General features: G+C 46.9%; 7 protein-coding genes. All 7 read left to right on the top strand.

What is annotated here, in order from left to right; translation table 11 throughout:
* Window positions 1-24 precede the first annotated feature (24 nt).
* The 7 genes from DWV53_RS00280 (at window position 25) to DWV53_RS00250 (ending at window position 12,552) form a co-directional block, all read left to right on the top strand.
* Window positions 25-2,874: a SusC/RagA family TonB-linked outer membrane protein gene (locus DWV53_RS00280; RefSeq protein ID WP_259318871.1), complete on the top strand. Its 2,850-nt coding sequence runs from the start codon at window positions 25-27 to the stop codon at window positions 2,872-2,874.
* Window positions 2,875-2,925: 51 nt separating this feature from the next.
* Window positions 2,926-4,737: a RagB/SusD family nutrient uptake outer membrane protein gene (locus DWV53_RS00275; RefSeq protein WP_118150828.1), complete on the top strand. Its 1,812-nt coding sequence runs from the start codon at window positions 2,926-2,928 to the stop codon at window positions 4,735-4,737.
* Between the two features lie 23 nt (window positions 4,738-4,760).
* Window positions 4,761-5,714: a DUF5627 domain-containing protein gene (locus DWV53_RS00270; RefSeq protein ID WP_181992359.1), complete on the top strand. Its 954-nt coding sequence runs from the start codon at window positions 4,761-4,763 to the stop codon at window positions 5,712-5,714.
* 27 nt (window positions 5,715-5,741) lie between these two features.
* Complete coding sequence (locus DWV53_RS00265) at window positions 5,742-7,403, top strand: endo-1,4-beta-xylanase (RefSeq protein ID WP_118150825.1); 1,662 nt, start codon at window positions 5,742-5,744, stop codon at window positions 7,401-7,403.
* Window positions 7,397-9,994 (top strand): glycoside hydrolase family 98 domain-containing protein, encoded by a 2,598-nt coding sequence (locus DWV53_RS00260; RefSeq protein WP_118150823.1) that lies wholly within the window; start codon window positions 7,397-7,399, stop codon window positions 9,992-9,994. Before DWV53_RS00265 ends, DWV53_RS00260 begins: the two co-directional genes overlap by 7 nt.
* Before the next feature lie 34 nt (window positions 9,995-10,028).
* A complete protein-coding gene (locus DWV53_RS00255) occupies window positions 10,029-10,772 on the top strand; it encodes a hypothetical protein (protein ID WP_147468703.1) in 744 nt (247 codons plus the stop codon).
* Between the two features lie 166 nt (window positions 10,773-10,938).
* Window positions 10,939-12,552: an alpha/beta hydrolase family esterase gene (locus DWV53_RS00250; RefSeq protein ID WP_259318870.1), complete on the top strand. Its 1,614-nt coding sequence runs from the start codon at window positions 10,939-10,941 to the stop codon at window positions 12,550-12,552.
* The last annotated feature ends 203 nt before the right edge of the window (window positions 12,553-12,755 follow it).

The raw sequence follows: 12,755 nt of genomic DNA, 5'->3' as shown, positions 1-12,755 counted from the left end.
AAACATAATATATTTAATAAGAGAATGTCATTGGCGCTAGCTTCCATGCTAGTTGCCAGTGGTGTGGCAAGCGCCCAGGAAATGGCCGACACTACCAAGGTAAACGTGGCTTTCGGTCAGGTTTCCAAGGCTGACCTGATGGGCGGTGTCAGCGAGGTGAATGTCGAAGAGCTGCTGAAAAAGGACTACAGCGCCAATGCACTCAATGATCTTCAGTCGCTCATTGGTGGTTATAACGGAAATGTTTGGGGACAGGGTGCACTTGTTCTCGTAGATGGAGTTCCCCGTGAGGCTAGCACCATCAATGCCACCGAGGTGGAGAAGGTTACCGTGCTCAAGGGCGCTTCTGCCGTAGTACTCTATGGTGCCAAGGCTGCCAAGGGCGTAATCCTCATCACTACCAAGCGTGGTAAGGTGCAGCCATTGAGCATCGCCGCCACCGTCAATACGGGCATCTATACACCTAAGGCTTATCCTGAATATCTGGGTGCGGCTGAGTATATGACGCTCTATAACGAGGCGATGACCAATGATGACCCTACACAGCCGCTGAAATACTCTAAGGAGCAGATTTACAATACGGCTGCAGGTACCAATCCTTACCGCTATCCTGATATGGACTTCTACAGCAGCGACTACCTGCGCAAGTTCAACAACCGTACGGATGCTACGATGGAGGTGAAGGGCGGTAGCCAATTTGCCAGATACTATGCCAACCTGGGCATGACCTACAACAACAGTCTGGTGAAGTTTGGCGAGCATAAGAAGGACAAAGATAATTCCTTCCGCGTGCGTTCTAACATTGATGCTACCATCACCGACTGGCTGGGTGCTTACGTGAATGTAGGCATCAACATCACGGACAACTATCGCGGACGTCCTGAGGACTACTGGTCAACAGCTACCAACATGCGTCCTAACTGGTACTCCGGTCTGTTGCCAATCTCCATGATGGATGCCAACAATTCAGCCTTGCAGCAGATGATAGCAGGCTCTAAATTCCACGTGCTCGATGGCCAGTATCTGCTGGGTGGCAACAACGATAACCAGTCTACTTTCTTTGGTGATGCGCTTGCTGCCGGCTACGTGAAGAATCACTCCCGTACCTTCAACTTTGATGTGGGTGTAAAGGCCGACTTCGATCAGTGGGTCAAGGGATTGAGCTTCGAGACTGCTTTCAGCATCGACTACTGGAACAACTACTCTGAGGCTTACAAGCTCGACTATGCCGTTTATGAGCCTACCTGGGCAAATGTGAACGGACAGGACATGATTATCGGCCTGAAGAAATATGGTAAGGAATCAAGCAGTACGACCGAGTATATCGGTGCATCGAAATATTACCAGAACACCACCTTCCGTGCTCAGTTTGACTATAAGAATACCTTTGGCGGAGTTCACAACGTAAATGCCACTTTGGCTGGATGGGGTTACTCCAAGTCGAATTCCGTGGACGAGAACCATGAGAGTTCATCTGGCGTAAAGGGTTCTTCTTACCACCGCACCACCAATGCCAACCTTGCCCTTCGAGCAGCTTACAATTATGCTCAGAAGTACTATGCTGAGTTTGGCGGCGCCCTGGTTCATTCATCCAAGCTGGCAGAGGGTCATCGCAACGCTCTTTCTCCATCAGGAACACTGGGTTGGAGAATCGGTCAGGAAAAATGGTTCAAGAATGCACTTCCTTGCTTCGACGATTTGAAGCTGAACGCTTCTTACTCTGTGCTCAACCAGGATATCGATATCTCTGATTATTATCTCTACCAGGGATACTATGAAGTGAAGGGAGGTTACTACACCTGGAACGAAGGCGGTGGCAACGGAACTCACACCACACTCTCTAAGCGTGGTAGCAACTATGGTCTCGATTTCGTGAAGCGTAAGGAATGGAGAGTAGGTCTGGAGGGTTCACTCCTCAATGGTACCGTAAGTTTCGACATGAACTATTTCCATCAGCTTACTTCGGGCTTGCTTACTGCGGGAACTGCAACCATCTATCCTTCATGGATGAATAGTGACGGTTCTTTCATCACCTCCCTGAACTACAACGAGGATATGCGACAGGGCTTCGACTTCGCCGTAAACTTCAAGAAGAACATCGGCAAGGTGAAGGCACAGCTCGGACTCACAGGTATGGTGTTCGACTCAAAGGTTAACAAGCGTGAGGAGAAAAACGAATATAGCTACATGAATGCACAGGGTCAGGCTCTCGACGTGATGCGCGGATATGTCTGCGAAGGCTTCTTCACACAGGAAGATGTGGACCACATGAAGGCAAACCTCGACAAGGACGATCCTAACTTCGTGCCAAACCATACCTTCGGTGAAATCAAGGCTGGTGACCTGAAGTACAAGGATATCAACGGTGACGGCAAGATTGACAGCAACGACCAGCAGGTGATGGGTAAGTATGGATGGGGTGCAACTCCTTTCTTCTATGGTGTAAACATCACCTTGAACTGGAAGCAGTTTACCCTCTTCATCGCCGGTACAGGTCAGATGGGTGCCAAGGCTTTCAAGAGCAACGACTGGATTTACAACCAGAAGAAATATACCTCTGTGGTTCGTGGACGCTGGACACCTGAGACAGCCGCTACCGCTACTTATCCACGTTTGACAGCCAAGGATAATACCAACAACTTCCGCAACTCAAACTTCTGGCTTTACAGCACAGACTGCTTCAACCTCAACAAGGTGCAGTTGACCTACGATATGCCAAAAGAGTGGTTTGAGAACAAGGTAGTGAAGGGTATGAGTGTTTACGTATTGGGCGAGAGCCTTCTCACCATCAGCAAGCATCGCAAGTATATGGAAACCAGCTATGGTTCACCACAGTGCCGTTTCTACAACCTGGGCTTGAAGATGATGTTCTAAAGGCTGATGAAATCATATCTTAGATATTGAAAAATTAGACAATAAAGAATTATGAAATTAAGAAATATATTCATGATATTGGCTTCTGCGGCATTGTTGACAGCATGTGATGATGTCTTTACTCCTGCTGCAGAAAACATGAAGGACATCAACGAGATGGAGAATGATCCTACCATGGCCAGGGGCTTCGTGCTCACCGCTTACCGTAACTTGCCAAATTACGAGGTGGGCACAGGAACGGATGTAGCGACGGATGATGCCGTGACGAATGAGAAGGGAGCCAACTGGTCTAAGTATGCCACGGGCTCATGGACCGTTCAGAGTTGGGACCCTACGGGTCGCTGGAACAGCGACCTGTCTTCCATGCAGTATTTGTATATCTTCCTGAACTCAAACGTTTCGAACATCGGGTTCCTGAAGAATGTCAATGAGAACAAGCTGATGCAGCGACGCCTGACAGGTGAGGCATACGGACTTCTGGCTACCCATGCCTATTATCTGCTTCGTGCCCATGCCGGATTTGACAATGAAGGAAAGTTGCTCGGCACACAGCTCTTTGACGGATTTGTAGGAACGGATGCTGATTTCAACCAGCCTCGCAAGACATTCCAGGAGCATGTAGATTTCATCCTGGCGAACATCGAGAAGGCTGACAAGCTGCTGCCTATGGATTATGAGCCAGTGACAAGCGACGACAAGGTGCCAGCCAAGTATGATGACATTCTGAATGTGCCTGAGGTGACATCTGTCAAGGATGGCAAGATGGGTATATATAATAAGGTGATGGGCGAGAATGCACGCCAGCTGATCAACGGACTGATTCTGCGTGCCATCAAGGCTCGTACCTTGCTGCTTGCTGCAAGCCCTGCCTTCCAGGATCCTGCCCAGAACAATGTAACCTGGGCACAGGCTGCTGATGCAGCTGCCGAGGTGGTTGACTATGTAGGCGGTCCATCAGGTTTGCCTTCTACAGGTCTTACCTACTACGACAACGATGCAGAGATGAAAGCCTTGCAGACTGGTTCCAATCCTCCTGAAATCATCTGGCGCAGTACCAAGAATGCAGAAGAGATTGATGACGAGAAGAACAATTTCCCTCCATCACTCTACGGAAGCGGCAGAACCAATCCTACCCAGAATCTGGTAGATGCCTTCCCTGATGCCAAGGGTTATCCTATCACCGATGCACGCAGTGAATATGATAAGAGTAATCCATACGCCAACCGTGACCCTCGTCTGGCTAAATACATTATCTATAATGGAGCCACAGCGGGAGTTGATAACAAGGTAATCAAGACGGGTAGCTCTTCTGGCGATGACGGTATCGGCCGCCGTGATGCTTCTACCCGCACCGGTTACTATATGAAGAAGATGTTGCGCATGACTGCCAACTGCAATCCTAGCAACACATCTAAGGTAACCAAGTATAGCTGCAAGGCACGTTTCACCGAGTTCTTCCTCGACTATGCTGAGGCTGCCAATGAGGCTTGGGGACCTAAGAACCCTGGTACACATGCTTACTCAGCATACGATGTGATCAAGGCAATCCGCCACCGTGCAGGTTTGACAGACGACACTTATCTCGACGAGTGTGCCGGCGACCAGGCTAAGATGCGTGAGCTGATTCGCAACGAGCGCCGCCTGGAGCTTTGCTTCGAGGGATTCCGCTTCTGGGATTTGCGTCGCTGGAACCAGTTGGACAAGTTGACATCTGTACAGGGCATCGATTGGAACAACGATACGTTTACCATCTTGCCAAATGTAGAAGAGCGCCATTTCGATAGCTATATGAACTATGGTTATATTCCATATTCAGAAGCATTGAAGTACTCTAATCTCCATCAGAACAAGGGATGGAAATAAACCAGTTAAAAATGATAATGAAAATGAAAAGTTTTAAGTTATTAAATACAATAGGCATTGCTGCCATGACTTTGTTGATGACCGCTTCCTGCGAGAGCGGTAACAAGGAATTTGGATATGACGGAGAAACTGCTGTCTATTTTGCCAATGCTGGTTATGTGCGCACCGTGGAGCTGGGTGAGGATCAGGAAGCTGACCTTACCGACGATAACAACCACATCATCAACATCAAGGCCTACTGTGCCGGTGGTTATGGCAACAATAATAACGTTACCGTGGATTATATATCTGATGCCAGTCTTTGTGATGGCTATAAAATCAATGGCGCTGCCATCCAGGTGATGCCATCCACTTACTATGAGATAGAGAACCCTAACCAGTTTGTCATTGCCAAGGGACAGCAGCTGGGAGGCGTAAGAGTGAAGCTTACTGATGCGTTCTTCAACGATGACAAGAGCTATGAGCAGGGCTACGTAATTCCTGTGAAGCTGACCAAGGCTCAGGGAGTTGACAAGGTGCTGGAGTCGAAGAATACTACATTCTGCCTTGTGAAGTTCGTCAATCCTTGGACTGCCACTTATCTTCGCAAGGGTAAGGATGTGAGCAACGGCAAGGAATCTCACCGTGCTTATCCATATATAGAGAAGGCTGAGGTAATCAAGGTGGTGACCAAAGGCTTGTACAAGGCACAGATGACTGTGGAAGTGAAGGATGCTAGTGGCAAAAGCCATCCGGTGAACGTGCTGATGACCTTCAACGGCGATGACTGCACCATCTCTTCCGGCAGTGAGGGCGTTCAGGTTTCGGGTAATGGTAAGTTTGTCAAGAACGACCAGCTTTTGGGCGAATTTAAGCGCAACACTCTCTATTTGAACTACAACATCAAGAGCGATGCCTTGGGTACGGTTGAAACCACAGATACCATGGTGGTCCGCAATCGTGGCATTGGGTTCAAGACTTTCACTCCTGAGAAGTAAGAACATTTTTAATTTGATATCAGAATTATGAAAAAAATACATAATATCCTCTTGGCCAGTGCAGCAGCTTCCATGCTGCTCACTGGTTGTGCGGAGGACTTCGATACAAGCTACCCTGCCGGCGATAAGCCTGAGAGCGTAGCGATGGCTGACCTTACCAGAGGTTATGAAGTTCTGAAGAACTATACGGGCATGAAGCTGGGAGCTAACTTGACCATTGCAGATTTGAAAGCTGCCAATACTAGCTTTAGTACCGTTTTGGCCAACTTCAATGAAGTGAATGTCGTAGATGGCTTCTCCCATGCTGCTGTGGTTGCTGATGATGGTACGGTCAGTGCCGATGCTTCAAAAGATGAAGTTGGTGCTGCTATTGCCGCAGGACTCGTTCCTACAGCTTCCCTTTTTGCACCTAACGCATGGAATTTGACCGTGATGAAAGAGGCAACTAAGGATATTTGGGTAGATGGTGAGAATGTGGATCTCCATCAGAAGTATGATTTCGAAAGCAGTGCCATCGGTGATGTCTTCGGAACTGACACGAATTCCAAAGTGGCAAAGGATCCGACAGGAAAAAACGGAAAGTCGCTCTTCAACAAGAAGGCTGCCAAGTTCATCGAGTTCCCAGTGAATCTACCAGAGGGAGCTTCGCTGTCTACTATCAAGACCATCTCCTTTGATTATTATTCATCAAATGTCAAGAAGAATGTGGTTATCAGAGTAAAGGTGGGTGACAAAGCCAAGGAGCTGAGAAACTTCGGTGTTCCTACCAAGGCTAAGACTTGGGAAACATTCATGGTGGATTTGTCAAAGATTGACTTTACTGAGGCCTTTGATGCAGATGATATGAAATCTTCCAACATTTCTCTGGTAATTGGTCAGGGGGCTGTTCCTCAGCAGGTGTATGTTGACAATATTGATATTTACGCTCCATATCAGAAGCCGGGTTATTATAAACCTCGTCCTGTAGAAGAGAAGGCTGCTGATGTAAAGAAGGCTATGTTTGTTTACGTTGATTCCGTTATGCAGAACTATGGAGACAAGGTGCAGGCATGGAATGTGGCTTCTAACCTGATAGAAGATCTCTTCTACTCTCTGAAGTCTTCAGAGAACATGGGAGCTACTGATGAATTCTATCCTAACGACTATCTGGATGAGAACTGGGTGGCTGATGTATGCAAGGAGATCCATTCAAAGAAGGCAGATGCCAAACTGTTCTACAGTGAAGAAAATCTGCTGACGGATGCCGAGAAGACCGAGGCTGCCATCAACTACATCAGGCAGTGGAATGAAGCTGGTGCACAGATTGAAGGCATCGATGTGAAGCTCGACGTGCCATACAATAGCAGTTCTGTGGCAGAAGCTAAGGCGAATATCGACAATCTTCTTGCTACGCTGAAAGCATCAGGTCTGGAGATTCGTCTTTCTGATATGAACGTATACCTGGCTGATGCCAACGGAACAGTAGCCGATCAGAGCATGGCTACATTCGAGGATTACAAGGGAATGGCTGAACTCTATGCCTATATCCTGAACAAGGCACAGGATGTGTTGGGCGACAAACTCTATGGGGTATCTTTCTCTACTATCAATCAGGGCACTACGGGTGTAGGATTGTGGAATCATTTCAATCGCCTACCTACTTACGTGGGTGTGGTTAATGGACTTCAGAAAACAGAAATAAAATGGTAAGAAGATTATTTATATTTATTTTTGGGATACTGACATTCGCAGTGGCGCAGGCTCATGACGGGCCTGCCCTGCGAAGAGTTATCTCGCCATCCCAGCCGGCATGGATTATCCATATCGACACATGGAATTCTCCGAATCCGCAAGCCATCATCAATATGGTACCGGAAGACATCAAGCCTTACGTGATATTCAACCTCTCGCTCTCTGCTACGGAGAGTATCTGTGCGGATGGTAAGAAGGTGGTAGATTCATGGATGAAGGTATGCGCCGAGAACCGCGTCTGGACCATGATTCAGCCTGCCAGCGGCGGATGCAGCGCTTTTGATGACGACGACCTGGAACTCTATGAGAGCTACTATAAGAACTATCCAAACTTTCTTGGATGGAACTATGCCGAGCAGTTCTGGGGATTTGACGAGGATCGTAAGCGTGAGAACGGAACCGTTCATACGCCTACTTTCCTGAAGCGACTGGAGCTCTTTACCCATCTCATGAAGTTTGCCCATCAGTATGGCGGCTATCTTTGTGTGAGTTTTACGCAGGCATGCTATTCTGCCAATATGATGCCCGTGGCTTATATGAAGCGTAATGCCGAGATGAACCGACTGCTTTCTACCGACAAGGAGCATTTCATCTGCTGCGAGAAGTACACCATGAAGAATGGTTTCTATGATATCGAGAGCAACTGTCTGGGTGCTTATCTGGGTGGATATGCCGGCCAGTATGGTATTCGTTTCGATATCTGCGGCTGGATGGAAGAACAAGATAAACTGGATGAGAATGGCAATGCCATCAAGGACCCTTCGGATGCTTCAAAATTTCTGAAGGAGTATTACAATGATTTCCCTAAGGCTTGTGGTGCCATTCCTATCTTGGAGCATGTGGCATTGACAGGTGAGACGGTGATTGACGGTCCTGAGTTGGTGACGACTGATAACCTGCGTGAGATTGAAACTTCCAAGACTGCTGACGGTTATACCCGCAGAAACTGGGCTTGGTTCAATCACTTTAAAAATATCAACATCGATATGTTCCGCAAGATTCTGGATGGAACCATCAGAATTCCATCTCGCAGCGAGGTGATTGAGCGTACCAAGATTTGTGTGAAGAATGATATCAAGCCAAAGAATATCTATTCCAGCCAGAACGAGATGGAAGCATACGTTTCGCCTAGCGGACTGTATGATGGCCTCTATCGGAGCGAGCAGGATGACAATGGCACACAATGGCCTAACTCCACCGTGAACAACAAATGGTGGTTGAAGGTTTCAGGACGTTATCCTGCCATCCCTGTGGTGTATGATCTCATCGACGAAGAAGCCAAGAAACTGCAGGTGGCTATCAAGAGCAGCGAGTATGCCAGCAACCCTACCTGGAGTAATGTAACCAGCAAGAAGGCTTATATGAATAAGCTCTTTAAACAGGAATATACGGGTGATATCTATGCTTCGCGTCTGGAGAATACCTGGGTTTGCTACAACCCTTATCAGTATAATGAGGAGCATGTTCCGTTGGCTGCCCCAAATCGTGGTATGAAATATATCCGTAAGTACTGGGTAAACAATGGACGCAGTGCCAAGGGTACATTGAAACCTGCCTACAATACCTGTAGCCAGATTAAGATGAACCTCGCTCCATATTCTTTGGTTCACATGCGTGAGTATTCAGACAAGTTGAGTCTCTACATGCAGAACTACCGTATCAAGGATGGACTTCGTTATGGTGTGGGTGATGGCAGATTGCAGGATGACAAGAATCTTCCGGAGTATGCCCAGCAGACTGATACCATCATTGTGGTGGGAGCCAGTGCTCAGCCTACTATCTCTTGGAAGGATAATTCCGAGCATTCGGCAAGTACTGTTACCAGCGAGTGGAAAAATGGTCAGTTCACGGTTTATGTAAAGCATAATGGTCCATTGGAGTTGACCATCGATAACTGTAAGGGCACCAAGACTCCAGGAAAGTTGAAGGATTCTGATGTGACTGCTGCTGTCATCGAGACTCCTGCTGCTCCAGAAGCTTACGAAGGCGAGATGCAGTATGAGTTTGAACACTTCGATTACAAGAATGTGGGTGGTTGCTATGGCAACGCTTGGAACAACGGTTTCCGTGGATACTATGGTCAGGGCTGCTTGAACCTGGGTACCCAGAAGGGGGCTTCCGTTCGTGGCTACATTCCTGTTACCAAGCCAGGTAATTACAAGGTGGCTATTCGCTATCAGGCTTCCATGGGAGATGCTGTTATCAAAGTCATCTGTGGCAATCAGACCAAGCAGGTTACACTGCCAAAGAATGCTTCTTCCAACAAGGAATGGTCGGAAGTGGAGTTTGACATGGACATCGCTGATGCCAAGGGAAATATGACGGTTAACTATGTGAGCGGAAAGAGAGCTGTGCTCGATTGCGTCCGCCTGAACTACAAGGGTGCCTTGACGGGTATCGCCGGTGTAACCACTGATGCCGACCAGGTAGACCATGTAGAGTATTACGACTTGCAAGGCATGCGCTTATCTGCAGCCAAGCAGGGTATCAGTATCAAGAAAGTTTATCTTCGTAGCGGTAAGACCTATACGGAGAAGATTTATAAATAACTAGTTATTAATAACAATTTTAATTTTTACAATTATGAACACAACAATTAAGAGTTTGGCTATGGTAGCCGTAGCATTGTTTGCTGGTTTTGGTTCAGCTTCTGCACAGGAAGAGAGTGCAGATGAGGGTGTTGAATTGACTAAGGACATGTTCCACGTATGGGATGGTCTCACAAAGGACGCAATGCCAACTGATGAGCATGTTTATATGGAATGGAATGTGGGTGCAGAGAATCCAAGTGCTCCAGGTTCTGTTATCCTAGGTACATCTACAGTGGCTGAGAAAATCTATGCCGACTTGTCAGACTATCATTACATGGTAGTTTATGGTGAAGGTAGCACAAACGATAAAGGTGAAGTTGCCATGCCTCGTTTCATGTTCAACCGTACCGTTAAGGATGGTCAGCAGGCTAATGGAGGTATGATTGAAATCAATAACAAAGCTTTTGATAAAAATACAGGAGCTATTGTTCTTGATTTAAAGAAAGATTTGGTTCGTACTGTACCTGGTGAAGAACCTGCAGCTGATGATTTTGCCCACTTGGTTACTATCAAGGCTTCATGGGGCGGTACTATCCTTATTTCTTCAATCTACCTTTACAATACCCTTCCTGAGGATCTCGGAGGTGGAGCAACTGGTATCAAGAACGTTAATGTAGCAAATGATGCAGTGGTTGCAACATTCAACGCTGCTGGTGCTAAGGTAGCAGCCAATGCCAAGGGCCTTGTTATCAAGAAGTTCCAGAATGGTAAGGTAGTAAAGGTAATGAATAAGTAATGGCAGAAATTTTACTCCTTTTGTGTAACTAGGGATTAGTCCCTAGTTCTGATGTTCGGCAAGGTATTTGTTGAATCCAGCAGATACTTTGCCGATTTTTTTATGTGTCATAACAACAGACAATTATAATAACATATAATCGTATAACTGATAATTTTAACTGAAAATGAAAAGAACAATTTTCTTGCTTTGCTTGCTTTGTGTCTTCTGCTTGCAGGTACTGGCTGTAGAGCATAGCTATAAGCAGCAACCACAGAAACAGACCATCAAGGTGGGTACTGCTACCCGAGAGATGCTGGTGTATGTTCCTGCCGATTTGCCTGAGAAGGCTCCGATGGTTATCTCTATGCATGGAGCAAACCAGGATCCCAATTTTCAAATGAACCAGACTCATTGGAACGAGGTGGCTGATACGGCAAAAATTCTGGTAGTTTATCCTAAGGGAAACGGTAACTTCTGGGATATTTCGGGTTCGGGAGATGTCAAGTTTATCGAAACCATCATGAAGACGATGCAGAAGAAATATAAGGTAGACAAGAATCGCATCTATATCTCTGGCTTCTCCATGGGCGGAATGATGACTTATCATTGTATGACCAAATTGGGAACTGTAGTTGCAGCCTTTGGTCCTGTGAGTGGTATCCCTGTCGATTATCGTGAGCCTGTGGCTCCACGCCATGTGCCTATTATGCACATCCATGGCACGGGAGATGATGTCGTGAAATGGGGCGGCGATCCAAACCATGCCGCTGGTGGCTATGGTAGGATTGACGATTATGTCAAGAAGTGGGCTGCTTATGAAGGTTGTGATGTGGATAATCCAGAGGTGATTCGCCCTTATCCTGCAACCATGAGTTATGCAGCTGCCACTCGTACTCGCTATATTAATAAGGTGGATGGTACGGAGGTTACGCTCATCGCCATTGATGATAAAGGACATTGGCACTCCGACGATCCTAATGCTGTCTATTCTACCCGTGAACTTTGGAACTTCTTCCAAAGATATAAGCTCGACCTTCCTGATAGTGAAGAGGCTGGCGAGTCGAAGGGTGATGTGCTTTTTTCTGATAACTGGGAGGATGAGGTCATCAATGTAGGAGAAGGTGTGCCTGCGGGATGGAAGCGTGTGAATAGTATGAATGATGGTAGTAGGAGTGATGAGAAGGCAAACGGTGCTGCCAATACAGGTGGCGCCCGCATCAAGGACTTCGTGGCTGGAGGTGATTTCAATACAGGTTTCTATCTGAGTGCCCGTGATTTCGACCAGTGCAAACTCTCTTATGGCTTGTATGATGGACATCGCTTGCATTTGGTCCCAGGCAAATACCAGCTTTCTTTCAATTCTTCTTATTGGAATGATGGTTCTGAGAATGGTGCCGTCGCTTACGATGCAGGCATCGTCGGCATTGGCGACAATAAATCAGTCTTGTTGGAACAGAACCTGGACTCGGAAGGCAACTTGAAGGAAAATTCTAACCAGGTGGTGAAAGGCTCTCTGGCTCACTTCTTGAACTTCACTATAGAGAAAGAAGGTGACTATGAACTTTATTTCACCATGTCCTCTGGTTGGGCTGCGGTTATCTTGGGTAATGTGAAGATTAGAAAGGCGGATACCGGTACGGGTATCACTGATTGTACAACCGATGCCTTCGGAAAAGGTGTTGTCACAACTTATAATTTGGCGGGTCAGCGCATCAGCGCTCAGACTAAGGGCTTGGTTATAGAGCAGATTCAGTTTGCCAATGGTAAGAAGGTTTCCAGAAAGGTAATCAAAAAATAGTAAACTGGGTAATAGTTGGTGCATAACAGTTGGTCACCGCATGCACAACAGCTGTTGTGCGACCGACGATACTGATTGTCTCAACAACATATCCTATCTCTTCCAACAACTTATCCTGTCTCTTCCAACGACATATCCTGTCTCTTCCAACGACATATCCTGTCTCTTCCAACGACAAGAAGAGGGTGAATCATAAACTTATG

Source organism: Segatella copri, from assembly GCF_003465495.1.
GTDB lineage: Bacteria > Bacteroidota > Bacteroidia > Bacteroidales > Bacteroidaceae > Prevotella > Prevotella copri_G.
This window is presented reverse-complemented; position numbering and strand designations above follow the sequence as displayed.

Coding starts and splice junctions, on each gene's coding strand:
- DWV53_RS00280 (WP_259318871.1), top strand. CDS start 25: ATGTCATTGGCGCTAGCTTCCATGCTAGTTGCCAGTGGTGTGGCAAGC.
- DWV53_RS00275 (WP_118150828.1), top strand. CDS start 2,926: ATGAAATTAAGAAATATATTCATGATATTGGCTTCTGCGGCATTGTTG.
- DWV53_RS00270 (WP_181992359.1), top strand. CDS start 4,761: ATGAAAAGTTTTAAGTTATTAAATACAATAGGCATTGCTGCCATGACT.
- DWV53_RS00265 (WP_118150825.1), top strand. CDS start 5,742: ATGAAAAAAATACATAATATCCTCTTGGCCAGTGCAGCAGCTTCCATG.
- DWV53_RS00260 (WP_118150823.1), top strand. CDS start 7,397: ATGGTAAGAAGATTATTTATATTTATTTTTGGGATACTGACATTCGCA.
- DWV53_RS00255 (WP_147468703.1), top strand. CDS start 10,029: ATGAACACAACAATTAAGAGTTTGGCTATGGTAGCCGTAGCATTGTTT.
- DWV53_RS00250 (WP_259318870.1), top strand. CDS start 10,939: ATGAAAAGAACAATTTTCTTGCTTTGCTTGCTTTGTGTCTTCTGCTTG.